Below are 24,563 nucleotides of genomic sequence, written 5' to 3'. Positions count from 1 at the left end.
CAATCATCCCTTCTGATAAAGCGCCGCCGGAGCGTCGCAGGTCAAAGCATCGGCTGGCTCGGCCAGTCTGTCGGTCGCATTGTCGACCGCTGCATGCCGGGCACGCAGGCGTCCGGCGATACCGCTCGCGCGCAGCCACGCATGGGTGCGCGTGCTCGGCGGCTGGGCCATGAAGGCCAGCAGGTCGTCCGGGCGGTCGATGTCGAGTTCGAAACGCGGCAGCGTCAGCACGCGCGGCGCGAGGCCGAGCGCGGTGGCCGCATTGTAGTGGTGGCGGAAGCTGTCTTCGCCGTAGCAGATCGGCATGGCGTCCGGCGGCGAGCAGGCCAGTGCATTGGTACCGCCATCGCTGCCCGCCGCGACCAGCGTGACGGCAGGCGAGTGCCGGTGGCCGAGCGCGATCAGTTCGATGTCAGCGGCCTTGATCGATGGCAGGTCTGCCGGCACCACCAGCATGCCGGCGCAGCGCGCGGCGGCAAGTGTATGCGCGGCATGGCGCACGGCCTGCACCAGGCCTGCGTCCGGCTTGTCCGCCAGGACGCCCACGCCCTTGGCGCGCGCCAGGGCAGCAGCTTCGGCATCGTTGGTGACGACCAGCGTGCCGGCCAGCGCCGGATGCCGTGCCAGCACGTCGAGCACGTCTTCGAACATGGCGCGCGCCAGGCCGGCGCGCTCGCCTGCATCGAGCAGCGGCGTGAGGCGCTGCTTGGCGCAGTCGAACGATTTGACGGGCACCACGGCCCACAGCGTGGCGCGGTTCATGCGGCGCTCCGGGCGCGCGCCTGGCCGGCTTCGCGCAAGGTGTTGGCAAAATCCAGCACGGCGTCGGCAAGCTGGCGCTTGTCGGCGTGCGAGCGCATCAGCGTGCGCGTGACATGCGTGGGCAAGGCGAGCGTTGCGGCATCGGCTGCATCAGCCTCATCGATGACCAGCCCGTCCGCCAGCCCTGCATAGTGCGCGGCAATGGTCTGCGAGGTCACTTCCAGCCCGAGTTCCTGCATGATCTTGGCGGTCGGCCCCTTCACGGCCTGTCCGCCGACGATGGGCGACACTACGATGACCGGCGCAGCCGTACGCTGCAGCGCGACGCGGATGCCCGGCACGGCCAGGATCGGATCGATGCTGAGGAAGGGGTTCGACGGACACACGATGACCGCGGACAGTTGCGGATCGGCGAGTGCCTGCATCAGCGCCGGATTCGGCGCGGCATCGTCGGCACCGGCGAAGCTGATGCCGGTCACGACCGGCTGGCAGGCGTGCTTGACGAAGTAATGCTGGAACGGCAGCGCGCCATCCGGGGTCTGCACGATGGTGCGTACGGGATCGTCACTCATCGGTAGTAGTGCCGCGCGGATGCCGGTACGACGTGCCATGTCACCCATGATGCTGGTGAGCGTTTCACCGGCTTGCAGGCGGCGCGTGCGCTCGACATGCAGCGCGAGGTCGCGGTCGCCAAGCGAGAACCAGCTTTCGCCGCCAAGCTCCTTGAGCGCCGCCATGAAATTCCACGTCTCGTCGGCACGTCCCCAGCCGCGGGTCAGGTCGTTCAGGCCGGCCAGGGTGTACAGCACCGTATCGAGGTCGGGCGAGATGCGCAGCCCGAGGTATTCGAAGTCATCGCCGGTATTGACGGCAATGGCGAGACGTTCGCTGTCCGGTCCGGACCCCAGCGCCGTCTCGAGTCCCAGCGCCAGCTTGGCACCGCCGACACCGCCGCACAAGGCCACTACGCGCCCGCCCTGCATCATGCCTTCCCCTCCCGGAGTCATCGGAACATGTCTTGTTGTTTGGGTCGCAGCAGGTCGGCTGCAGGGCGCGCGGGGGCATCCCATTGCAGTCCGCGCAGATGCACGACAGGTTTGCCGGCATCGGTCTGGCCCATGACGAGCGAGGCCGCTGCGGCGATTTCATCGGCCACCGCGATCTCGGTGACGCGCATCGAGCGGCCGAAGAGATCAGGTGCGCCGATCAGGTTGAGTAATGCAGGAATACCAGCGGCGCCAAGCGCCACGCCGGTCACGCCTTGCCGCCAGGGGCGGCCGAAGCTGTCATTGATGACCACCGCGAGGTCGATGCCGAACGCGGCGTCGAGCTGCGCTTTCAGGCGCGCGCAGCTGGCGTCGGGATCTTCCGGCAGGAGCAGCGCGCGCTCGTTGCCGTCGGGGTGGTCGATGTTGGATTGGTCGATGCCCGCGTTGGCCATCACGTAGCCGAGCCGGTGCTCGACGATCAGCACACCGGCGCGCAGTTTCACCACTTCGCGGCTTTCCGCGAGGATGAGTTCGACCATGCGCGCGTCTTTACCGGCCTCTTCGGCCAGCTTGCGCGCCTCGGCCGACGGGGTCACGTCGCGCAGGTCGACGTAGCGCCCCTCGGCCTTGGAGACGACTTTCTGGGCCAGTACGATTACGTCGCGGCTGCGCGGCACGATGTCCGTGCGGCGCAGCCCGTCGATGATCAGGCTGGCCAGATCGTCACCAGGTTCGACCAGCGGAAAGTCCGCCAGTGCTGTCAACGTGACAGGGGCGCTTGCCATGCCGGTCCACCCGTGATTACGCAGAGATACCGGTGATCTGGATGCCTGCGCAATCCACCTTGTAGCGCTTGTTGATGCCGATCAGGATCGACGTCAGCGCTTCCGCGGCGGCGGCGTTGGCGATCGGGCCGGCATCGATGCCGCGCATGCCGATGGCATTGGTCATGTCGATGACCGCCTGGCGTGCATCCTTGTCGTTGCCGGTCACCAGCACATCGCACTCGATCGGACCGCCGCTCTGCAGCTTGGCGGCGCCGACGTTCTGGAAGGCCGAAACGACACGGGCAACATCACCGATCTGCGCTTCCGCGATCTGGCCGGCCGAGCCTTGCGGCGGCAGCTGGACCTGGGCGACCTTCGGGGGCACGAGTGGCACGACGGCGTCGACCACGATCTTGCCGGCGACAACCGGCTTGATCTCGGCGAGCGTCGCATCGTGGTTCGAGAACGGGATCGCCAGCACAACGATATCGGCTGCCGCAGCGGCGCCAGCATTGGTGTCGCCGCGCACGGCCGGGGCGCCGTTGCCGGCCTGGATGGTCTTCGCGAATTCCTGCGCCTTTTCAGCAGCGCGCGAACCGACGATGACCGGGTATCCGGCCGCGGCCCAGCGCATGGCCATACCCGAACCGAGTGCGCCAGTGCCACCAATGATGGCCAGAGTAGGACGGCTTTGCATTACGTGTCTCCTGTGACGGTTGGCTGAGGCTGATCGGTCGGCCGATCAGTTCAGTTTCATTTCGGTCAGCGGCACGATCTTCACGCCCGCGGCTTCCAGGCCGGCGCGCACCGAGGCCGACAGGGCCAGTGCGGTCGGCTCGTCGCCATGCACGCACAGGCTGTCGACGCGGCGCTTGATGCGCTTGCCGTTGCGCGACACGATGACGCCTTCCACCACCATTTCCACGACCTGGCGGGTGGCCACTTCGGGATCCTTGATGACCGAGCCTGGCACCTTGCGCGAGGTCAGGTTGCCGTCGTCTTCGTACTGGCGGTCGCAGAAACCTTCGCGGGCCAGCGGCAGGTCGAGCTTGACTGCTGCCTTTTCCATTTCCGAGCCGGACAGCGCCACGTAGATCAGGTCGCGGTCCACGGCCTTGATGGCGCGGCCGATGGCCATTGCGTATTCTTCGTTCTCTGCGGCCATGTTGTTCAGCGCGCCGTGCGGCTTGACGTGGGTCACTTTCTCGCCGGCGAAGGCAGCCATGGCCTGCATGGCGCCGATCTGGTACGCAATCATACATTCCAGGTCGTAGGGCTTCATGTCGATGCGGCGGCGGCCGAAGCCCCACAGGTCGTTGAAGCCGGGGTGGGCGCCGATGCTGACGCCTTCCGCCTTGGCGCGCTCGACCACGCGGCGCATCACCAGCGGGTCGCCGGCGTGAAAGCCGCAGGCGATGTTGGCCGATTTGATGATCTTCAGGATGCCGTCGTCGTTGCCGATGTCATACGCGCCGAATCCTTCTCCCATGTCTGCATTGAGGTTGACCGAAAGTGTCATTGCAATTCCTTTGTGTGCGATTGCGAAACTGTCTTGATCGTGCTCGCCGACGGGAGCTGGCGAGCCGCAACGCGTATTCCCACGCGTCTGGCGAGGACTCGGGTTGAGGTCTGTCGCCTTATCAATTAGTATATGGTACTAAAGATAGAAAGACAATATCATTAGAGTGCTGTCGGGTATTTCCCGGGGGCATGGCCAGAGTCAAGGAGCGGATGGATGGATGTGCGGTTTCTTTCTGCCGGCGATACCGCGATTGTCGTCGAATTCGGCGACCGGATCGACCGGACCCTGAGTGACAGGGTATTGCAGCTGGGCGCGCGGGTGCGCGCGGTCGAGGTCCCGGGCGTGGTGGAGACGGTGCCCACCTACCGCTCGCTGATGGTGCACTACGACCCGCTCGTGACCGATAGCGCTACCCTGAGCGAACAGATCACGGCGTTGCTCGACGACAACGCAGCCAGCACAGGCGCGGGCCGCCTGTGGCGCGTGCCGGCCTGTTACGAGCCGACGCACGCCCCCGACATCGCCGAGGTGGCCGAGACCAAGGGGCTCACGGTGGACGAGGTGATCCGCCTGCATACCGAGACGCAGTTCCATATCTACATGATCGGCTTCGTGCCCGGTTATCCGTACATGGGCGACCTGCCGGAGCAGCTCGTGCTGCCGCGCCGCGCCGACCCGCGCATCCGCGTGCCGGCCGGCTCGATCGCCATCGCCTCGACCATGACCGCGATCTATCCGCTTGAAAGCCCCGGCGGGTGGCATCTGATCGGCACCACGCCCATTCGTTTGTTCGATGCGGCCCAGCCGCGTCCTGCCCTGTTCAGCCCGGGCGACAAGGTGCGCTTCGAGCCGGTCACGGCAGCGCAGTTCGACGACATCCGCGCCGCCACGCAGGCCGGCACATACCAGGTTCCCAGCGAGGCTCTTGCATCATGACATCCGCACTCAAGGTCATTCAGCCCGGCATCCACACCACCGTGCAGGATCTGGGGCGTAAGGGATTCCAGGATGCCGGCGTGCCGGTCGCAGGTCCGCTCGATCGGCTCAGCCTGCGGCTGGCCAACGCGCTGGTTGGTAATCCGCTCGACACCGCGGCACTTGAACTGGTGCTGCAGGGCCCGGCGCTCGAAGTGCAGGCCGATGCGGTGCGCGTGGCGCTGGCCGGCTGCAATACCGCCATCGAGATCGGCGGCGAACAACCGCGTACCATCCCGGCCGGCCAGAGCGTGCGGCTCGTACGTGGCGATACGCTGCGCGTGACCCAGCTGGGTGATGCAGCCTGTGCCTATCTGGCCGTGGAAGGTGGCTTCGATATCGCGCCGGTGCTCGGCAGTACGGCGACGTACGTACGCGGCGGCATGGGTGGCCTGAACGGTTCGGCGCTCAAGCGTGACGACACGCTGCCACTGCGCCAGGGCAATGCGCCCGAACGGCCCGAGCTGGGCCTGCCCGATCCGCTCGATCTGGCGCTCGACGCGCCGGTGCGTGTGGTACTCGGGCCCCAGGACGATTACTTCACAGAAGCCGGCGTCGCCACGTTCCTGTCGGGTGAGTACACCGTCACGCCGCAATCGGACCGCATGGGCTTCCGCATGGATGGTCCGGCGCTCGAGCACGCCAAGGGCTACAACATCGTGTCGGACGGCATCGTCGGTGGCTCGATCCAGGTGCCGGGCTCCGGCATGCCCATCGTGCTGCTGGCCGATGCGCAGACCACGGGCGGCTACCCGAAGATCGCCACGGTGATCTCGGCCGACCTGCCGGTGCTCGGCCGTCGGCGCCCGGGCCGCAAGGTACGATTCGCAGCCGTGACGGTAAGTGAAGCCGAGCAGGTACGGCGTGATCAGGAAGCGGAGTTGCAGCGCATCATCGCGGCGCTGCGCGAAGTGAGTGCGGAGGCAGCCATCGACGTGGCGGCCCTCTATCGGGAGAACTTGATCAGCGGGGTGGTCAGCCACCGGAGCTAGGGCGTTCGGATGCTGCCGAGCCGGCATGGACCGGGCCTCTCTGGCCGGTGCGGCAGGCGGCAACCGGAGCCGGGCAGTGTCGCGTCGGACGGACGCTGCCTCTCAGTCGGAGGATCGCCATTGTATAATCCTATGGTTAGGATAATAGGTGCAATATATGCAGAAACTACAGAGCTCTGACCGTCGCGGGAAGATCCCAGCCTATATCCAGGTGGCTGCCGCCCTGCGGCGCCGGATTGAAACCGGCGAATGGCAGCCCAGCGAAAAAATCTCCACGCTCGAAGAGCTGGAAGAAGAGTTCCGCGTCGCCCGCGTGACAGTGCGGCAGGCCGTGGATCTGCTGGAGCGCGAAGGCCTCGTCAAGCGCCAGCAAGGGCGCGGCACCTTTGTCAACGATACCGTCAACGACAAGCGCTGGCTCAAGCTCGAAACCGCGTGGGAGTCGGTAGTCGAGTCGATCCGCGACAACGTCCCCAAGTTTATCAAGGTTGCGAACCCGCCGCGCTTTCCGCGCCTGCCCGAGGAAGAGGGCAACCTCGCCGACGAGTATGCTTTCCTGCGCAGCGTGCAGCTGAAGGACGGCGTACCCTACGGCGTGGCCAGCGTACATATCGCCAAGCCGGTGTTCGAGCGCGAGCGCGAGCGCTTTCTCAAGCATCCCGGCCTGTCGGTGTTGGCCGATATGGATGTGCATATCGCCCAGGCGCACCAGACATTGGTGATTGGCACCGCCGACCCGGAAATCGCCGACCTGCTGCAGGTGTCGCTCAGCGCGCCGACGGCGGAAGTACGCTGGGTCGTGCTCGACGATACCGATACCGCGATCTATGTGGCGGACATCACGTACCGCGCCGATTGCATCCGCATGTCAATCGACTTTTTCGAGCAACGGACGCCGAAGACACGCCGCAAGACCGCCTGAATTTCGGGGAAACCCAATTCCCGAGCGCCACGTACAAATATATCTAACATACTATAAATAGTATGTTAGACTAAATGTTCGATGGTAATGTGGTCACCCAGCCCTCTGTCGCCGGTTCATGTGGACCGGCGCGGCGCACATTGCGGTGACGCATTCAGTGACAGGAGGAGCGGGTCAATGTCGGAACAAGGTGTTGGGGCGCGCGTACTTCGTAAGGAAGACGATCGCCTGATGCGCGGGCGGGGCCAGTTTGTTGCGGACATCCGCATGGCCAATATGCAGGACGTGGCCTTTGTGCGCAGTCCGCTCGCGCACGGTCGCATTCTGGGAGTCGAGATTCCCGAAGAAGTCCGCGACAGTGTTTTCACAATCGACGACCTCACAGGCGTCAAGCCCATCCGGGCCGTTTCCGGGCTCCCCGGATTCAAGATTTCCGAACAGCCGGTTCTCGCCCAGGGCAAGGTACGCCATGTCGGCGAAACCGTCGTCATGTGCGTGGCGCCGACGCGTGCCGAGGCCGAGGACATCGCCGCCATGGTGCGCCTCGATCTCGATGAACTGCCGGCGATCCACAATATGCTCGAAGGCCGCCGCGATGTCAGTTCGCGCGTGCACGAAGAGTGGCCGGACAACGTTTTCCTGGAAACCAAGGTCAACGTCAATATCGAAGCGGTGCAGGACGCGCCGATCAAGGTGCAGCGCGTCATCAGCACCTCGCGCCAGTCGATGGCGCCGATGGAAGGCCGCGGTGCCGTGGCGTTCTGGGATTCGCGCCTCGAGCTGCTGACGCTTTACACGGCCTCGCAGATCCCGCACATCGTGCGTACTGGCCTGGCCGAATGCCTTGGCCTCGATGAAGGCCAGGTCCGCGTGGTCGTGCCGGACGTGGGCGGGGGCTTTGGCTACAAGGGCATCCTGCTCACCGAGGAAGTCGCCATCAGCTGGCTGGCGATCAAGCTCGGTCGCCCGGTCCGCTGGATCGAGGACCGCCGCGAACACCTCACGGCCGGCGCCAACTGCCGCGAACACCATTACGTCATCACCGGCTATGCCGACAGCGAAGGCCGCCTGCTGGGCATCGACTGCGAAGCCACGGTGGATTCCGGTGCGTATTCGTCGTATCCGTTCTCGGCCTGCCTGGAAGCTGCGCAGGTCGCGAGTATCCTGCCCGGCCCGTACGATTTCCCCGGGTATCGTTGCGAAACGCATTCCGTCTCCACCAACAAGTGCCCGATCCTGCCGTACCGCGGCGTGGCACGGACCGGCGTGTGCTTTGCGCTGGAACTGGTGCTGGACGACCTGGCCCGCGCCGCCGGCATCGAGCCGTACGAACTGCGTCTGAAGAGCCTGGTCAAGCCGGAGCAGATGCCGTTCGACAACATCACCAACAAGCACTTCGATAGCGGCGACTATCCGGAAGCGTTGCGCCAGGCCGTGGCGGCCATCGACTACGATGCCATCCGCAAGCGCCAGAAGCAGGGCGAGCCCGATGGCCGGCTGATCGGCGTGGGCGTGTCGATCTACTGCGAACAGGCGGCGCATGGTACCTCCGTGTACGCTGGCTGGGGCATTCCGATGGTGCCGGGCTATGAGCAGGCCACCGTGCGCGTCACGCCCGACGGCGGTCTCGAAGTGCGCATTGGCGCGCACTCCCATGGCCAGAGCCTGGAAACCACGCTGGCGCAAGTCGCCAACGAAATCCTCGGCATCGACGTCGCCAAGGTCAAGGTGGTGCATGGCGATACCGCCTACACCCCGTATTCCACCGGCACCTGGGGCTCGCGCTGCATGGTCATGTCGGGCGGCGCCGTGTCGCGCTCCTGCCAGACCATCGCCAAGCGCCTCGCCGCGATCGGCGCCTTCATGCTCAAGGCCAAGCCGGAGGAAGTCGAAGTCCGCGATGGCAAGGTCATCGGCCCCAACGGCAGCCTGACCATCGGCGAAATCGCCTACACCTGGTATCGCCGTCCGCAGGACCTGCCAGCCGAAGTCAACCCGGGCGGCCTCGAAGTGACCGAAGGCTACAAGCCGCAGCGTGACTCCGGTACGTTCGGCTATGGCGCGCATGCCGTGCTGGTGGCCGTCGATCCGGAAACCGGCGATGTCGAGATCCTCGACTACGTGATCGTCGAAGACGGCGGCAAGCTGGTCAACCCCATGGTTGTGGATGGCCAGATCTACGGTGGCACGGCCCAAGGCATCGGCACCGCGCTATACGAGGAAATGCCGTTCGACGCCTCCGGCCAGCCGCTGGCTTCCACCTTTGCGGACTACCTGCTGCCCGGCCCGACCGAAGTGCCGGAGCCGCGCCTGATCCATATGGAAACCGTGTCGCCCTACACCGAGTTCGGCGTCAAGGGCGTGGGCGAAAGCGGCGCGATTCCGCCGCCGGCCGCCATTGCCAACGCCGTGAACGACGCCCTGCGTCCGCTTGGCGCCTCGCTCTACGTGTCGCCGATCACGCCGCGCCGCGTGCTCGAGGCTATCGACGCAGCCCAGACGAACAAGGTTGCGCAGCAGGACGAATCGTTTGTGTCCATGCGCATCACCAGCCGGGAGAAGGTATGAAACCGTCACGCTTCGATTACGACCGCCCGGCGAGTCTCGATGGTGTGATCCGCCACCTGCAGCGCGACGATATCGTCGTCAAGGTCGTGGCGGGCAGCCAGTCGCTCGGGCCGATGCTGAACCTGCGGCTCGTGCAGCCGGACCTGCTGGTGGATATCACCGGCATTCCTGAACTCAAGCGCGTCGAAGTCACCGACGATGCCATCGTCATCGGCGCCTGCGTCACGCATGCCGACATCGAAGACGGCCGTGTACCCGACGTGACCGGCGGTGCGCTGTCGCGCGTGGCGCGTGGCATCGCCTACCGTGCCGTGCGCAACCGCGGCACCATCGGCGGCAGTATCGTGCACGCCGACCCGTCGGCCGACTGGATCAACAGCCTGTGCGCCATCGGTGCCGAAGTGCTGCTGGCCGGACCTTCGGGCAAGCGCAGCATGCCGATCGACGATTTCATGACCGGCGTGTTCGAAACCGCGCTGCAGGAAGGCGAGATGCTCGAGGCCGTGCGTATTCCGCGCCTGTCGGCCGATGCACGCTGGGGCTATCACAAGCTGTGCCGCAAGACCGGCGAATTCGCCCATGCCATCGGCGTGGTGCTGAAGGATCCGGCGCGCTCGGTGTGCCGTGTGGTCATTGGCGCCACGGAATCCAAGCCAATCATCGTGCGCGATGCGCGCTCGCTGTTCCCGGATGGCCGTCATCTCGACGTCGATGCGGCCCGCGCGTTGCTGCAGGATGCCGGGCATACGGACAAACTCGACAATCAGGTCCACGTGGCTGCGCTCAAGCGCGCCGTCGACCGGGCGGAGCAGGCATGAAAACAATCAATATGACTGTCAACGGCAAGGTAATCTCTGGCGCCGCGGTCGAACCGCGTACGCAGCTTGCCGATTTCGTGCGCGATACCCTCAATCTCACCGGTACGCACATCGGTTGCGAGCATGGCGTCTGTGGCGCCTGCACGCTGATGGTCGATGGTGTGCCGGCGCGTTCGTGCATCACGCTCGCCGTGGCTTGCGATGGCGCAAAAATCACCACCATCGAAGGCATGGACGACGATGAAGTGATGATCGCCCTGCGCGCTGCCTTCCAGCGCGAGCACGCGCTGCAGTGCGGCTACTGCACGCCCGGCATGCTGGCCTCGGCCCATGACGTGGTGCTGCGCATGCCCGATGCAACCGAAGCCGATGTGCGCTTTGCCATGAGCGGCAACCTGTGCCGTTGTACCGGCTACGTCGGCATCACCAAGGCTGTGCTGAGCGTGATCGAAGCGCGCCGTGCCGCAGGTGTCACCAAGCCGGTCGAGTTACGCGGCGAGATCGGGCCGGTCGGCTCCGGCCACGCGGAAGCCATGGCAGCCGATGCCATTGCCAAGGCGGCCAGCAGCAGCGCCGCCACCGCCAAGGCTGCACCGGCCAAGACCGCTGCCAGCCGCGCTGCCCCGCCGGTCGACAGCAGCAAGCCGATGACCACCATCGAACAGACCTTTACCGTGGAATTCCCGCGCGAGCAGGTGTGGGAGTTCTTCGGCAAGCTCGATCAGGTCACGCTGTGCCTGCCGGGCGCCTCGCTGCTGGCGCCGCCGACGGAAACGCACGTCGAACCCAAGCTGCGCATTAAGGTCGGCCCGATCGTCGCTGACTTCGAAGGTGCGGCCGATGTCGAGCGCGATCCGGCCAACTACGTCGGCACGATCTACGGCAGCGCTCGCGACACCAAGTCTGCCTCGGCCACGCGTGGCGAGATCCGCTACACACTGGTGGAAACCCAGACCGACGAAGGCGCGGCGGCCACGCGCGTGGACGTGCAGGTCGGCTTTGCACTGACCGGCCCGCTGGCGCAGTTCAGCCGCTCGAGCATTGTGCTGGACATCGCCAAGCGCATGACCGATGCCTTCGCAGCCAACCTGCGCGCGCGCCTGAGCCACACCGGTGGTGCCGATGAAGCCCCGCCGATGCCGGCTGCCGAACTGAATGCCGGCGCCCTGGTGTTCTCGGTGATCCGCGACCGCATCGTCGGGTTCTTCCGCAAGCTGTTCGGCGGCAAGTAACACACCTGCTGCCTGACGGCGAAAAGCCGCCATCCTGCCTCGTCCCGAGGTGCGGTGGCGGTTTTTTCATGGGCGCGGCAGGCTCGGTCGCGGACCTCTGTTGCCGGACCTCAGTCCCGGAACAGATCGCAGAACAGCTCGCGCAGCCACTTGTTGGCCGGATCCTCATGGAAGCGCTCATGCCAGTACTGGCGGATGGCATACACCGGCATCTTCAGCGGCGGCGTGAGCATCTTGATGTTGCCGGCCGGCAGGTAGGATTCCGCCAGCATGGTGGGGATCGTCACCACCAGGTCGGTATTGGCGACGATCAGCGGAATCGCCAGGAAGTGCGTCACATGCAGGGCGATGCGCCGCCGGTAACCTTTCTCCGCCAGTACGCGCTCGACGACATCGTGCCCCGTGCCGGGCGCTGAGACGATGGCGTGCGAGGCCGCCAGGTACTGTTCGAGGCTCAGCGTGTCGCCGATGTGCGGATGATTGGTACGCGCGATGCACACATAGGAGCGGTTGAACAGCCGCTGCTGGTAATAGCCGCTGGTCAGGTCGGGAATGAAGCCGACCGCCAGGTCCATCTCGCCTGATTCGAGCGCGTCACGCATTTCCTTGACCGGCAGCTGCACGGTGCGCACGCTGACATGCGGCGCAACTGTGCTCAGGTGCTGCAGGAGGCCCGGCAAGAAGACGCGCTCGCCGATGTCCGTCATGACGATGCGGAAGGTGCGCGTGGACGTGGCCGCATCGAAATGCTTGTCGCGGTTTAGCGTTTGCCGCAGCAATTGCAGGGCGTCGCGGATCGGCTCGGCGAGCTCCATGGCAAAAGGCGTCGGCTCCATGCCTTGCGAGGTCCGGACGAACAGCGGGTCGGCAAGCACCTTGCGCAATTTGCCCAAGGCGGTGCTCATTGCCGGCTGGGTGATGCCGATGGCATCTGCTGCGGCCGTCACGTTGCGGGTATGCAGCATGGCCTCGAATGCCACCAGCAGTTTCAGGTCCAGCTCGGCAATATCCACTTTTGCGTATACCTTGAGTTGCATTTATGCGATTTACATATGGTATGCCGGCGACTACATTTTTGCCATAGACATTCATCTCGACGGCAGGGCGAAACACTCGCCAGCCGCGAAGAGGCAGTCCCCCAAGGAGCGTGGTGATGCACTATGCGGTGGTCGTTGTCGGCAGCGGATTGGCGGGGTATTCCGTGGCGCGCGAATTCCGGAAGCGCAACAAGACGGAATCGCTGGCCGTGCTCACGGCGGACGATGGGCATTTCTATTCCAAGCCCACGCTCTCCGAGGCCTATCGCCTCGGCGCGCCGGTCGAGGAACTGTCCTCGCGGACCGCCGAGGGCATGGCCGCGCAGATCAAGGGCGAGGTCCTGACCGGCACGCATGTGCAGTCGCTCGACCGCGCCAGCCGCACCCTGCATACCAGCCACGGTCCCATCACCTACGACAAGCTCGTGCTCGCACTCGGTGCGGAGCCCGTGCGCCTGCCGCTGGTGGACGATGCGCTGGCCGACCATGTGGTGTCGGTCAACGACCTCGATGACTATCGGCGCTTCCGCGCCCTGGCCGAAGGCAAGCGCGACATCGCCATCCTGGGCGCCGGCCTGATCGGCTGCGAGTTTGCCAACGACCTGCTGCATGCCGGCTATCGCGTGAAGGTGCTGGACATCGCGCCGCTGCCGCTGAGCCGCCTGCTACCGCCCGCCAACAGCCAGACCCTGTACGACGCCTTGCAGCAGGCCGGCGTCGAATGGCATCTCGGCACGGCGGTGAAGAGCATCGAGCCGCGTGCCAATGGCGTGACGCTGCGCTGTGCAGACGGTGCAGTGCTGGAAGCGGACCTGGTGCTGTCCGCCGTGGGCCTACGCCCGCGTACCACCCTGGCGCGTGCGGCGGGGCTGGAAGTGGCACAGGGCATCGTGGTGGATGCCAGCTTGCGCACCAGCGATCCCGCGATCTACGCGCTGGGCGATTGCGCCGAGATCGCCGGCCTGTGGATGCCGTATATCAACCCCATCGGTCCGGCTGCCAAGGTCATCGCCGCGCAGCTCGCGGGCGAGAGTGCCACGGTCAGCTACGGCGCCATGCCGGTGATCGTCAAGACCTCAGTCTGTCCGACCGTCGTGTGCCCGCCGCCTGCTGCGGAAGGCAGCTGGCAGACATCCACTGACGACGCAGGCGTGCATTCCCTGTTCCATGACAGTGCCGGCAGCTTGCGCGGGTTTGCGCTGAACGGCGCGTGCGTGGCCCGCGCCAGCGAACTGGCGCAGGGCATGCCCAAGGTACTGGAGTAGGCGGGTGTGCGCCGTGGCATCCCCGGCCATCCCCGCGCCGTCGTGGCGCGATGAAGCCTGGGGCCATGTGAAAAGGCTTTTGAATCTGGATCAATACAAGGCGCCGGAGCGCCGGTTGTCTACCAAGGAGATGACGATGAACGACCCCCGCCCGATTACGTTTGTGCGGCAATGGAAGAAAGAGGGCTCCTCGCGGATGCCTTACTGGATCTACACCGATCCGGAAGTGTATCGTCGCGAGCAGGAGCGTCTCTTCAACGGCCCGCACTGGAACTATGTAGCCCTCGAGGCGGAAATCCCCAATCCGGGCGACTTCAAGCGCAGCTATGTCGGCGAGCGCTCGGTCATCGTGGTGCGCGACGAGGACGGTAGCATCAGCGTCGTGGAAAACCGCTGTGCCCACCGTGGCGCGCAGTTCTGCCAGGAGCACAAGGGCAACAAGAAAGAATTTGTCTGCCCGTACCACCAGTGGAACTACGACCTCAAGGGCAATCTGCTGGGCGTGCCGTTCCTGCGCGGCATCAAGGGCAAGGGCGGCATGCCCAAGGATTTCAAGCGCGAGAACCACAGCCTGACCCAGCTCAAGGTGCATGTGCACAACGGCGTCGTGTTCGCCAGCTTCCATCCGGACGTGCCCGACTTTGAAACCTTTCTCGGCCCGACCATGCTCAAGTACTTCGAGCGCGTGTTCGATGGCCGCAAGCTGAAGGTGCTCGGCTACAACCGGCAGCGCGTGCGCGGCAACTGGAAGCTGATTCACGAAAATCTGAAGGACTGCTATCACCCTGGTCTGCTGCATACCTGGTTCGTCAACTTCGGTCTGTGGCGCGCCGACAATGACTCGCTCAACCTGATGGATGATTCGCATGCTCATTCGGCCATGGTCACGGTGCGCAACCAGGGCGGCAAGGGCGAGGCCACGGCCGGCATCAGCAGCTTCCGCGAGCATATGGAACTGAACGACCCGCGCTTCCTCGACGTCGAGACGGAACCGTGGTGGGATGGTCCGACTGCCGTCATCCAGAGCATTTTCCCGAGCGTGATCATGCAGCAGCAGGTCAATTCCCTGGCCGTCCGCCATCTCGTGCCGCGCGGTCCGGGCGCCTTCGATTACATCTGGACGCAGTTCGGCTTTGAGGATGATTCTCCAGAACTGACCCAGCGCCGTCTCCGCCAGGGGAACCTGTTTGGCCACGCCGGTTTCGTCTCGGCGGACGATGCAGAAATCACCGATCTGCTGGAAGCCGGCGCGATGCAAGCGACGGAGAGCGACGAAACGCTGTGTGAACTGGGTGGCCACGAGATCGCCGATACCGATACCCACGTGTCGGAAACGCTGATCCGGGGCATGTACCAGTACTACCGCAAAATCATGGAGATCTGAGGATGGATGCAAATACGCGTTTCGCGGTCCAGGACCTGTACAACGACTATGCCGCGTGCGTTGACAACACCAAGTTTGAGGCGTGGCCTGATTTTTTTACGGACGAGTGCATCTACCGCATCGTCTCGCGAGAAAACTACGATGCTGGCCTGCCATCATCGTCGCTGATGCTGGAGAGCCGGGCCATGCTGCTCGACCGTGTGTACGGCATGAATGAAACCATCTATCACGCGCCGTACCTGCAGCGTCACGTGATCAGCGCGCCGCGCATCCACAGCGTCGAAGGCGGTGTGATCCGCGCCGAAGCAAACTATGTGCTGATGGGGACGAAGCTGGACACGCCCACGGAGGTGTTCAACACCGGACGTTATCTGGACACGATCGTCACCGAGAACGGCAAGCTCAAGTTCAAGGAGCGTATTTGCGTGTTCGATGGCGACCTGGTGCCGAATTCGATTGTCTATCCGATCTGAGGTGATGCATGACTGACGAAACCCTTGGCCCGGGCTGGGAGCGCGCCGCGGCGCTGGATGACGTGCCGGAAGGCGAAGTCGCCGGCGTGCAGGTCGGTGGCCAGCCAGTGGCACTTTACAAGGTGGAAGGCGAGCTGTATGCCACGCACGACATCTGTTCGCACGAGCATGCCCATCTTTCCGAAGGCTATCTCGACGGCTGCGAGATCGAATGTCCGCTGCACCAGGCGCGCTTCGATATCCGCACTGGCCAGGCTATGTGCAAGCCGGCTACCGGCCCGGTGGCTGTGTATCCGGTGCGCATCGTGGGTCAGGACATCTTCATCAACCTGACACCCGCCGCCTGATCGTAACGTTCCTCGTGGGGCCCGCCAGTGCTGTATCGGCTGGCGGGTCTTTTTATGGGCGCAACGTGGCGGCATGCGCGGGCGCTGTGCGCCCCCTGCTTTCGATTTAATATCTATAAGATTGTAAATTTCCGTATAGTCGCCGGCGTAACCACGTGAAGATATTTGATAACTGCTGGGCTGTGGATACCACGATGGACCCCTGAATATGGGTGGCCGCTCAGACACACGCGAAAGCGGTATTCCAGAAGCACGGAAATACGTGGCCTGTAGCAATGCTCGGTGCGGTATCAAGTGTGGCAATTCCGATGGGATACCCTGACTTCGAGTAACTGGTGCTGAGATTCTGTAAGACCATCGATCTATCTCAGGGCTTGGTGTGGATCGAGGTGGTCAACAGTACTCGTTACTGAGATGCAGCGCCATGAAGGGATCAAGCGAGAAATTATTGACGTGAATACCTGTTTGGCTGCCTAGCCATGCTCCTAGCAGGGAACCAGCGATTGGTCGAGCTTAAGCAGTGACCGATACTGGGAGACGGAAGGGGGCGCCAAGCCGGTTGAAAGCATTCATAGCAGCGATAGCAATCGTAAGGTCGACCAGATCTTTATCTCCAAAAATCGAGGATGCTGCTGCATATGCAGCATCTGAGGCATGCGTTTCACTCAGTAGTGTCACTTCTTCAGCCCACGCCAGGGCGGCGCATTCTTGTTCAGAAAATAGCTGACGCACCTCGTGCCAAACCGGAACCAATACAATTTTTTCGATGGGCATGGTCTTCCCGAGATCGCGACTGTGTATATTGATGCAATGGGCGCAGCCGTTGATCTGCGAGATGCGCAGAAATACCAGATGAATCAGTTGCTCGGGCAATTCGGTGTTTCTGGTAACGTAGTGATGAACGCCAAACAACGCTTTTGCACCATCCGGAGAGACTTCTTGCCAGTTTAGTCGGCTCATTTCTTTCATTCCTATTGTTAAGCGGGTATTCAATATTCGCCAGGGGCAAATGACGCTAGGCTCCGCATTCAATGTCACGGATCTCGGACGACGAATGCGAGGACCAAAGTTACTATCCGGGAGTCAGGAATAAAAGGTCCAAGAAACAGTGTAATGACTGATCCAAAAAAGCCCGCCTCGGTTTCGATTCAAGTTGAGCGGACTCATCCTGCGCCAATCGGAGAGCAGATCTATACGAGTCTCCATTCCTCCATCCGCGAGGGAATACTCGCGGCGGGGAGTCGATTACCCTCAGATAGGGCCCTGGCAGCCCAGCTTGGCGTTGCACGCGGTACGATTCGCGTAGCCTGTGATCGCCTGGCCGATGAAGGCCTGATTTTCGGGGCTGGCTCCTCGGGGACTTGGGTGTGTTCCAAACTCCCCCCGATGCCGTCCGAGCATGAGGAAGTTTTGGACCGTCCTCTGGCTGGCTTTACACGACCGTACTCAAGTGCTCCGCTTCCTTTTCAGGTGGGGGTTCCGGCACAGGATGCTTTCCCATTCAAGACATGGGAGCGCATGCGGGCGCGGGCAGTACGTGCGGATGCGCTTTCCTACACTACCTATGCTGATCCTCGTGGCGAACCTGGACTCCGATCGCAAATTGCAAGCCATTTGGCTGTAAGCAGGCAGATTCAATGCCATCCAGATCAAATCATCGTCACAAGCGGTTATCGGTCTGGCTTGATGCTGACGTTAACGGCGCTGCAAGCAAGTGGCCAAAAAGCTTGGATGGAGGAGCCTGGCTACCCATTGGGAAGGCGAGTCTTGGAGCTTGCAGGTTTAACGGTTGAGCCCATTCCGGTTGATGCGGAAGGGCTTCGTGTCGAGGAGGGCATAACGCGAGCTTCTGATGCCCTAGTCGCATTGGTGACTCCCGGCCAGCAAGCCCCATTGGGAGTGACATTGTCTCCTAAACGGAGGCGAGACTTGCTGGGTTGGGCTGAGACACAAAGCGCATGGATCATCGAAGACGACTACCTCGGTGAGTTGCAAATTGATGGTCGCGCAACACCGGCCCTTGCATCAGGTGAAGGTGCTCAACGTGTCATCCATATTGGTACGTTTAGTAAAACGATGAGCCCGTCTCTCGGTCTCGGGTTCGTGGTCGTACCTAAAATGCTCACCGAGCAGTTTGTCGAAATTGCTGCCGTGATGTTACCTGCTCCCAATAGAACTACCCAATTAGCGGTTGCTGAGTTTTTAGCAGATGGTCATTTCTTACGTCATCTGCGCCAGATGAAAGATCTATATTGCGAACGTAGGGCATGTGCGTTGACCCATTTAAGCAAGACATTCCCTGTGATCCTCAGGTCGGGCCTCGGCTTAGTCGCGTGCCTTCCCGAGACCGCCAATGACGCAATGCTGGTCTCCAAGGCAAGAGAGCTAGGATTAGCGCCCTCCGCCCTATCACTTTGGTATACCGATGCTACTCATGCTAAGCGAGGGTTCATTCTTAGCATCACGAATCTTCGAGCTGACAGTATTGGCGCTGCATGTGCAGCGTTGAATGATGTCATTGCTGCCCAAGTAAAGGCTTAGCCGTAGTCTGCTCGGCCGGCCTGCTGGCCGGCTATCCAACCCCATAGCAGCAACAAAAAAGGCTGTGGGAGGCTATTCGTTTCATTAGAGACGAGATCTTGATTTCATGGTTGCCGGTGCGGCAGCGTACCGGCAACCGCGGAGGGTCCTGCAAGGCGCAGCGCGTTGCCGATGACCGAGACCGAGCTCAAGCTCATGGCCAGGGCTGCGATCAGCGGCGACAGCAGCCACCCAGTGAATGGGTACAGCACGCCAGCCGCGACCGGGATGCCGAGTGCGTTATAGAGCAATGCGAACAGCAGGTTTTGCTTCATGTTGCGCACCGTGGATACCGACAGCGCGCGCGCGATGGAGATGCCGCGCAGATCGCCTTTGACAAGTGTCACCTGCGCGCTGTTCATGGCGACATCGGTACCCGTACCCATGGCCACGCCGACATCGGCCCTGGCCAGCGCCGGGGCGTCATTGATGCCATCGCCGGCCATCGCCACGATGTGGCCCTGGGCCTGCAACCGTGCCACCAGATCCAGTTTGTCTGCCGGCTTTACTTCGGCATGCACCTCGTCCAGGCCGAGCCGCGCCCCTACGGCTCGCGCGGTCGTCCAGCCATTGCCCGTGGCCATGATGACCCGCATGCCGGCCCTGTGCAGTGCTGTCAGCGCTTCGGGGGTGCTGGCCTTAATGGGGTCGGAGACGGCCAGCACGCCTGCCAGCCGCCCGTCCACCGCTAGGTGCATGACACTGGCCCCCTGCTGCCGCAGCACCTCCGCGCGCGCGTGCAGGCCTGACACATCCACGCCCTCGCGCTCCATCAACGCCGTGTTGCCCAGTGCCAGCCGCTGGCCTTGCACTTCGCCGGTGACGCCGATCCCCGACGCCGACTCGAACCGACTGACCTGATGGAACGTCAGGCCCTGTTGCCGGGCCGCACGCAGTATGGCATCGGCCAGGGGGTGTTCGCTGCCCTGATCGAGGCTCGCCGCGAGCTGCAGGATGTCCGCCTCGGTATGCCCTGCGGCCGCCACGGCCTGTTCGAATACTGGCCTGCCTTCAGTGAGGGTGCCGGTCTTGTCGATGATCAGCGTGTCGACCTTGCGCATGTTCTCGATGGCCGCCGCGTCCCGGAACAGCACGCCGTGCGTCGCACCGCGGCCCGTGGCGACCATGATCGACATGGGCGTGGCAAGTCCCAGGGCGCACGGGCAGGCGATGATGAGTACCGCCACTGCGTTGATCAGGCCGTAAACCCAGCTGGGCTCGGGACCGAAGCGCCCCCAGGCGAGCAATGTGAGTACGGCGACCGCCACTACCGCCAGCACGAACCGGCCGGCCACCTGGTCGGCCATGCGTTGCATGGGGGCTTTGGAGCGTTGCGCCTGGGCCACCATCTGTACGATCTGCGCCAGCACGGTGCCCGCGCCCACTTGTTCGGCCTGCATGATGAGGGCGCCGCTGGTGTTGAGGGTGGCGCCAATCAGCGGCTCCCCGGGCCGTTTGCTGACCGGCAGGGGTTCTCCCGTGAGCATTGATTCGTCCACGGCACTGGAACCTTCGACGACCTTGCCGTCCACGGGGACTTTCTCGCCAGGACGGACGCGCAACAGGTCGCCGACATGCACATGATTCAGCGGAATGTCTTCCTCGCCGCCTCCCGGCAGGATGCGGCGCGCTGTCTTGGGAGCGAGGCCGAGCAGGGAGCGGATCGCCGCCGACGTGCGTGAGCGTGCCTTGAGCTCGAGCACTTGTCCTAACAGCGTCAGGGAAATGATGACGGCCGCGGCCTCGAAGTACACTCCGACGCGTCCCATCGAGGTGAGCGATGCGGGAAAGATCCCTGGTGCAACCGTGGCCACCACGCTGTACAGGAAAGCAGCGCCGGTGCCGAGGCCGATCAGGGTCCACATATTGGGGCTGCGGTTGGCTACCGATTGCCAGCCGCGTATGAAAAAAGGCATGCCCGCCCAGATTACGATCGGCAGGGAGAGTGCCAATTCCAGCCACGTCCGCACGCCAATCGCCAGGCCAGGAAGCCGGTGCCCGGCCATGGCCAGCAGGGTGACCGCCAGCGTCAGCGGCAAGGTCCACCAGAAACGCCGCTGGAAGTCCTGTAGTTCAGCGCCTTCTTCCTCTTCCAGCGAAGGCATCAGGGGTTCCAGCGTCATGCCGCACTTCGGGCAGGTACCCGGATGGTCCTGGCGGATCTCCGGGTGCATGGGGCAGGTGTACAGGGTGCCAGTCGACCCAGGTGGGGACGCCGCCGCGCCAGCAGGCGATGCGGCTGCGGTGCTGTCAGGAGCATGCGTGTGGCGGGGGTGGCCGTGATCCACGGTTCAGCGTCCGTTTTCTGCGTGATGGCGTTTGTGCCTGGGCCTATGTCCTGCATGCCCATGAAGCAGATGCATCAGCGGGCAGAGCATCAGCAGCAGGTACGGCCACCAGCCCAGAACATGTCCCCAGTGTTCTCGCAGCAGATAGAACACCGCGATCAGCAGCAAGGTCACCCATGCCAGCATGAGCGGCCGCCGCGGCGATACGTGCGGTTCGTCGGGATGTCTGGATGAGTTCATTGCCTGCTTCCTGTCGGAACGGCGCTCCAGCGCCTATCGCGCTTTTACCTCTGTGTTGGTCATCGGGCGGGCGCGGCCGGCATGCTCTCCATCATCATCTGCATCATGGCCTGCATCATTTCCATGCGCTTTTCCATCATGGCATGCCGCTGCATCATCCGTTCCATCATCTGCGGCCCCATGCCCGGGGCACGCCGCGCTGCCCCGCCTGGCGTCGCCGATGGCGAGCTGGCGGGCCCGCCAGCCATCCCGGCGCCCATCATCATCCCATCGCCCCTCATGCCCATGCCGGGCATCGGCATATCCTGCATTTGGCCCATCATCTGCATGCTGTCCTGCATGGTTTTCCGGTGCTCTGTCATCAAGGCTTGCCTTTCCTGCGGCGTTCTGGCGTTGGCGAGCTTGCGGCTCATGTCTTGCATCAGGCGCAGTTGGCGGTCTATGGCGGACATTTGCGCCTCTGGTGTGGCGGGGGCGGGCCGAGTGTTGGCTGTGGCGGCCCCATCAGGATGATGCTGCGCATGTTCGGCAGTCGTCTGCGCGCATGCGGCAAAGGCAGTCGTGATCACGAGCACGCCCATGGCCCAGGGTTTGGATGATTTCACGGTGCAGTCCTTCTCGGCGGAGTCCGTCCACACAGGCCGGCGTGGCGGCGCCACACGTCCCCATGACGTGGGCGAGGCGCCCACGACTGCAATATAGAACGTATAGGCAACCGGGAGATGACTGCTGGATTACAAAGCTGTCAGGAGATTGACATCTTCGGAACGTACAGCGGCGACCCGATCCATGATCGGGCAGCCGGCTACGGCTTTCGCGTCAGTCAGCCCTGGAGAGAATGCGTGGTGGGCGGGTCAGGATGGGGCAGGCATCGCCTTCAACGACGTCTTCATCCTTCTTCTGCGTGACGGTCACGCCGTTGCGCAGGGCAGTCATCTCGGCAATGATCGAGACCGCGATTTCGGGCGGGGTACGGGCCCCAAGATGCAAGCCCACCGGGCCATGCAGCCGGGCGATTTCGTCCGGCGTGAGGTCGAACAGCGCCAGCCGTTCGCGGCGCTTCTGGTTGTTCAGGCGCGAGCCGATGGCGCCGACGTAGAAGGCTGGCGACTTGAGCGCTTCAAGCAGCGCCATGTCATCGAGCTTGGGGTCGTGCGTGAGCGTGACGATGGCGGTGCAACTGTCGGGTTCGAGCCGCAGGATCAGGTCATCGGGCATCTCGCGCGAGGTTTCGACGCCGCTGACGTCCCACGTATCCAGATATTCTTCACGCGGGTCGCAGACGATCACCTGGTAGTCGAGTGCCGTGGCGATGTCGGCCAGGTAGCGCGAAACCTGCGCCGCGCCGATGATGACGAGGCGATAGCGCGGGCCGTGCTGGGTAATCAGATGCGTGCCGTCGAACACGACGCCGGTGCCGGAGTGGCTGGGCGTGAGCGTGGCATGGCCGGTGGCAATGTCTACCGAGCGCGTCACCAGTTCGCGCCGCTCGAGCGTGGCCACCAGCTCAGGCAGGCAGGATTCGTCGCGCACCGGTTCGAGCAGCACCTGCAGCGTGCCGCCGCAGGGCAGGCCGAACTTGTGGGCCTGGTCGCCGCCGACGCCATAGGTGACGAGGTCGGGCGTCCGGTAGTCAAGCTCGCCCTTGCGCATCTGGTCGATGAGGTCGTCCTCGATGCAGCCGCCGGATACCGAGCCCTTGATGTGTCCGTCTCCGCGGATGGCCATCATTGCGCCCACGGGCCGGGGGGCCGAGCCCCAGGTCCTTACCACGGTACCGATCAGGACCTTGTGGCCCGACTGGTGCCAGTGCACGGCGGTCTTCAGTACATCAAGATCAATGCTATCCATCGCGTCCGGTCTGGTGTCGCATCCCTGACGCAGGTTGCCCTGCGCCAGGGTGCTTCCCCATTATCCGCCCAAATAGGCCTTGCGTACATGCGGGTCGTCGATCATGTCCTTGCCGGTACCGGCAAGGGCCATCGTGCCCGATTCGTACAGATAGGCGCGGTCGCACATGTCGAGCGCGGCGTAGGCGTTCTGTTCCACCATCAGCACGGTTGCGCCGTCGGCGCGGACCTTGCGGATCACCTCGAAGGTCTTCTCCACGATGTTCGGGGCCAGGCCGAGCGAGGGCTCGTCGAACAGCACCAGCTTGGGGCGCGACATCAGCGCGCGGCCGATGGCCAGCATCTGCTGCTCGCCGCCGGACAGCGTGCCGGCAGCCTGCTGGCGACGCTCCTTGAGCTTGGGAAAATCATTGAAGATCTTCTCCATGTCGCTGGCAATGCCCGCCGCATCCTTGCGCCGGTAAGCGCCGATCTCGAGGTTCTCCTGGATGGTCATCTGGGGGAACACGCGGCGGCCCTCCGGACAATGGGCGATGCCCATCGACAGGATGCGCTGCGGCGAGGCATGGGTGATGTCCTCGCCTTCGAACAGGATGCGGCCGCTCACCGGCGGCAGCAGGCCGGAAATGGCCTTGAGGGTCGAGGACTTGCCGGCGCCGTTGGCACCGATCACGGTCACCAGTTCGCCCTTGTTGACTTCCAGCGAGACGCTCTTGATCGCCTCGACCTTGCCGTAGCGGCAGACGACGTTTTCAAGCTGCAGCATGTTTCACTCCTTGCCCCAGGTAAGCCTGGATCACCTCGGGGTTTGCCTGGATCTCGGCCGGCGTGCCGTTGGCAATGATCTTGCCGTAGTTCAGCACCACGATACGGTCCGAGACGCCCATCACCAGCGGCATGTCATGCTCCACCAGCAGGATCGAGATGCCGCGCTTGCGGATCTTGGCCAGCAGGGTCATGAAGTCCGCCGTTTCCGACGGGTTCATGCCGGCTGCGGGTTCGTCCAGCAGCAGCATCGACGGGTCGGCGGCGAGCGCCACGGCCACGCCCAGCAGACGCTGTTCACCGTAGGGCAGCGAGCCGCCCAGTTCGTTCGCGCGATGGGCGATGCCGATGAAGTCGAGGATTTCCCAGACCTTCTCGCGCAACTGCGCCTCTTCACGCTTCATGCTCGGCAGGGCCAGCAGCGTGGCCCACGGCGAGGCATTGCCGTGACGGTGCAGGCCGGTCAGCACGTTCTCGAACACCGTATTGGTGGTGAACAGGCTGGTCTTCTGGAAGGTCCGCACCAGTCCGGTGCTGGCGATCTCATGCGGCTTCAGCTTGTGCAGCGGAATACCGCGGAAATGCACCTCGCCCTTGGTGGGACGCAGGAAGCCGGTTACCACGTTGAAGGCGGTGGTCTTGCCGGCGCCGTTCGGGCCGATCAGGCTGAGCAGTTCGCCTTCCTTGACGTCGAAGGTCATGTCCGAGATGGCGACCAGACCCCCGAAATGCACTGCCACATGGTCGATCGACAGAATTGCTTTTTTCTGTGTTGCCTGGGTCATGT

Annotated in this window: 24 protein-coding genes; 11 read left to right on the top strand and 13 right to left on the bottom strand. The window is 63.6% G+C overall.

From position 1 onward, the window contains the following. Positions 1 to 3: 3 nt before the first annotated feature. Genes cofC through ACQ3C8_RS13200 form a run of 5 tightly spaced genes read right to left on the bottom strand, consistent with a single transcriptional unit; the run spans position 4 to position 4,037 of the window. Complete coding sequence (cofC, locus tag ACQ3C8_RS13220) at positions 4 to 762, bottom strand: 2-phospho-L-lactate guanylyltransferase (RefSeq protein ID WP_009524015.1); 759 nt, start codon at positions 760 to 762, stop codon at positions 4 to 6. Further along, positions 759 to 1,769 carry a 2-phospho-L-lactate transferase gene (gene cofD / locus ACQ3C8_RS13215; RefSeq protein ID WP_428851825.1) on the bottom strand — a complete coding sequence of 337 codons (1,011 nt, stop codon included), beginning with the start codon at positions 1,767 to 1,769 and terminating at the stop codon, positions 759 to 761. The genes cofC and cofD overlap by 4 nt, the downstream gene beginning before the upstream one ends. Continuing rightward, positions 1,766 to 2,536 (bottom strand): coenzyme F420-0:L-glutamate ligase, encoded by a 771-nt coding sequence (gene cofE, locus ACQ3C8_RS13210; RefSeq protein ID WP_009524017.1) that lies wholly within the window; start codon positions 2,534 to 2,536, stop codon positions 1,766 to 1,768. Before cofE ends, cofD begins: the two co-directional genes overlap by 4 nt. A gap of 16 nt (positions 2,537 to 2,552) precedes the next feature. Further along, positions 2,553 to 3,215, bottom strand: coding sequence for an NADPH-dependent F420 reductase (gene npdG / locus ACQ3C8_RS13205; protein WP_009524018.1), 663 nt, complete (start codon positions 3,213 to 3,215; stop codon positions 2,553 to 2,555). A 45-nt stretch (positions 3,216 to 3,260) separates the two neighbouring features. After that, positions 3,261 to 4,037, bottom strand: a complete 777-nt coding sequence (locus ACQ3C8_RS13200) for a LamB/YcsF family protein (RefSeq protein WP_009524019.1) — start codon at positions 4,035 to 4,037, stop codon at positions 3,261 to 3,263. Between the two features lie 216 nt (positions 4,038 to 4,253). Between ACQ3C8_RS13200 and pxpB the strand changes: the two genes are divergently transcribed. The 6 genes from pxpB (at position 4,254) to ACQ3C8_RS13170 (ending at position 11,547) form a co-directional block, all read left to right on the top strand. After that, complete coding sequence (gene pxpB, locus ACQ3C8_RS13195) at positions 4,254 to 4,976, top strand: 5-oxoprolinase subunit PxpB (RefSeq protein ID WP_009524020.1); 723 nt, start codon at positions 4,254 to 4,256, stop codon at positions 4,974 to 4,976. Beyond that, the gene (locus ACQ3C8_RS13190) at positions 4,973 to 6,007 is read left to right on the top strand and encodes a biotin-dependent carboxyltransferase family protein (RefSeq protein ID WP_009524021.1); all 1,035 of its coding nucleotides are present in this window, start codon (positions 4,973 to 4,975) and stop codon (positions 6,005 to 6,007) included. The genes pxpB and ACQ3C8_RS13190 overlap by 4 nt, the downstream gene beginning before the upstream one ends. Before the next feature lie 157 nt (positions 6,008 to 6,164). Continuing rightward, on the top strand, positions 6,165 to 6,929 hold the full coding sequence (locus ACQ3C8_RS13185) for a GntR family transcriptional regulator (protein WP_009524022.1): 765 nt from the start codon (positions 6,165 to 6,167) through the stop codon (positions 6,927 to 6,929). Between the two features lie 177 nt (positions 6,930 to 7,106). Beyond that, a complete protein-coding gene (locus ACQ3C8_RS13180) occupies positions 7,107 to 9,497 on the top strand; it encodes a xanthine dehydrogenase family protein molybdopterin-binding subunit (protein ID WP_009524023.1) in 2,391 nt (796 codons plus the stop codon). Then, a complete protein-coding gene (locus ACQ3C8_RS13175) occupies positions 9,494 to 10,315 on the top strand; it encodes an FAD binding domain-containing protein (RefSeq protein WP_009524024.1) in 822 nt (273 codons plus the stop codon). Before ACQ3C8_RS13180 ends, ACQ3C8_RS13175 begins: the two co-directional genes overlap by 4 nt. Beyond that, complete coding sequence (locus tag ACQ3C8_RS13170) at positions 10,312 to 11,547, top strand: xanthine dehydrogenase family Fe-S subunit (RefSeq protein WP_428851824.1); 1,236 nt, start codon at positions 10,312 to 10,314, stop codon at positions 11,545 to 11,547. The genes ACQ3C8_RS13175 and ACQ3C8_RS13170 overlap by 4 nt, the downstream gene beginning before the upstream one ends. Before the next feature lie 110 nt (positions 11,548 to 11,657). Here ACQ3C8_RS13170 and ACQ3C8_RS13165 read toward each other — a convergent pair whose 3' ends face one another. Continuing rightward, positions 11,658 to 12,584, bottom strand: a complete 927-nt coding sequence (locus ACQ3C8_RS13165) for a LysR family transcriptional regulator (protein ID WP_428851823.1) — start codon at positions 12,582 to 12,584, stop codon at positions 11,658 to 11,660. A gap of 116 nt (positions 12,585 to 12,700) precedes the next feature. Here ACQ3C8_RS13165 and ACQ3C8_RS13160 point away from each other — a divergent pair, with 116 nt between their 5' ends. The 4 genes from ACQ3C8_RS13160 (at position 12,701) to ACQ3C8_RS13145 (ending at position 16,053) form a co-directional block, all read left to right on the top strand. After that, entirely contained in the window at positions 12,701 to 13,849 is a 1,149-nt protein-coding gene (locus tag ACQ3C8_RS13160; protein WP_428851822.1) for an NAD(P)/FAD-dependent oxidoreductase, read from the top strand. 136 nt (positions 13,850 to 13,985) lie between these two features. Further along, complete coding sequence (locus ACQ3C8_RS13155; RefSeq protein WP_009524028.1) at positions 13,986 to 15,233, top strand: aromatic ring-hydroxylating oxygenase subunit alpha; 1,248 nt, start codon at positions 13,986 to 13,988, stop codon at positions 15,231 to 15,233. 2 nt (positions 15,234 to 15,235) lie between these two features. After that, positions 15,236 to 15,706 (top strand): aromatic-ring-hydroxylating dioxygenase subunit beta, encoded by a 471-nt coding sequence (locus tag ACQ3C8_RS13150; RefSeq protein WP_428851821.1) that lies wholly within the window; start codon positions 15,236 to 15,238, stop codon positions 15,704 to 15,706. A gap of 8 nt (positions 15,707 to 15,714) precedes the next feature. Beyond that, positions 15,715 to 16,053 carry a bifunctional 3-phenylpropionate/cinnamic acid dioxygenase ferredoxin subunit gene (locus ACQ3C8_RS13145; RefSeq protein WP_009524030.1) on the top strand — a complete coding sequence of 113 codons (339 nt, stop codon included), beginning with the start codon at positions 15,715 to 15,717 and terminating at the stop codon, positions 16,051 to 16,053. A gap of 513 nt (positions 16,054 to 16,566) precedes the next feature. On the opposite strand, the gene ACQ3C8_RS13140 is transcribed toward ACQ3C8_RS13145, so the two are convergent. Continuing rightward, complete coding sequence (locus tag ACQ3C8_RS13140; RefSeq protein ID WP_428853083.1) at positions 16,567 to 17,013, bottom strand: carboxymuconolactone decarboxylase family protein; 447 nt, start codon at positions 17,011 to 17,013, stop codon at positions 16,567 to 16,569. Positions 17,014 to 17,166: 153 nt separating this feature from the next. Between ACQ3C8_RS13140 and ACQ3C8_RS13135 the strand changes: the two genes are divergently transcribed. Then, positions 17,167 to 18,594 (top strand): PLP-dependent aminotransferase family protein, encoded by a 1,428-nt coding sequence (locus tag ACQ3C8_RS13135; protein WP_428851820.1) that lies wholly within the window; start codon positions 17,167 to 17,169, stop codon positions 18,592 to 18,594. Positions 18,595 to 18,698: 104 nt separating this feature from the next. On the opposite strand, the gene ACQ3C8_RS13130 is transcribed toward ACQ3C8_RS13135, so the two are convergent. The 6 genes from ACQ3C8_RS13130 to ACQ3C8_RS13105 all read right to left on the bottom strand — a co-directional run bounded on the left by ACQ3C8_RS13130 (position 18,699) and on the right by ACQ3C8_RS13105 (position 24,561). Beyond that, complete coding sequence (locus ACQ3C8_RS13130; protein WP_428851819.1) at positions 18,699 to 20,921, bottom strand: copper-transporting P-type ATPase; 2,223 nt, start codon at positions 20,919 to 20,921, stop codon at positions 18,699 to 18,701. Positions 20,922 to 20,924: 3 nt separating this feature from the next. Next, positions 20,925 to 21,161 (bottom strand): DUF2933 domain-containing protein, encoded by a 237-nt coding sequence (locus ACQ3C8_RS13125; RefSeq protein WP_428851818.1) that lies wholly within the window; start codon positions 21,159 to 21,161, stop codon positions 20,925 to 20,927. Positions 21,162 to 21,220: 59 nt separating this feature from the next. Beyond that, positions 21,221 to 21,742 carry a hypothetical protein gene (locus ACQ3C8_RS13120; protein WP_428851817.1) on the bottom strand — a complete coding sequence of 174 codons (522 nt, stop codon included), beginning with the start codon at positions 21,740 to 21,742 and terminating at the stop codon, positions 21,221 to 21,223. Positions 21,743 to 21,980: 238 nt separating this feature from the next. After that, positions 21,981 to 23,012 (bottom strand): XdhC family protein, encoded by a 1,032-nt coding sequence (locus tag ACQ3C8_RS13115; protein WP_428851816.1) that lies wholly within the window; start codon positions 23,010 to 23,012, stop codon positions 21,981 to 21,983. 60 nt (positions 23,013 to 23,072) lie between these two features. Next, positions 23,073 to 23,777, bottom strand: coding sequence for an ABC transporter ATP-binding protein (locus tag ACQ3C8_RS13110; RefSeq protein WP_009524037.1), 705 nt, complete (start codon positions 23,775 to 23,777; stop codon positions 23,073 to 23,075). Then, positions 23,764 to 24,561 carry an ABC transporter ATP-binding protein gene (locus ACQ3C8_RS13105; RefSeq protein ID WP_009524038.1) on the bottom strand — a complete coding sequence of 266 codons (798 nt, stop codon included), beginning with the start codon at positions 24,559 to 24,561 and terminating at the stop codon, positions 23,764 to 23,766. The genes ACQ3C8_RS13110 and ACQ3C8_RS13105 overlap by 14 nt, the downstream gene beginning before the upstream one ends. Positions 24,562 to 24,563 lie beyond the last annotated feature (2 nt).

The organism is Imbroritus primus, assembly GCF_964332355.1.
Taxonomy (GTDB): domain Bacteria; phylum Pseudomonadota; class Gammaproteobacteria; order Burkholderiales; family Burkholderiaceae; genus Imbroritus; species Imbroritus primus.
Note: the sequence above shows the minus strand (reverse complement) of the source record. Positions and strands in the feature narration are given on the sequence as shown.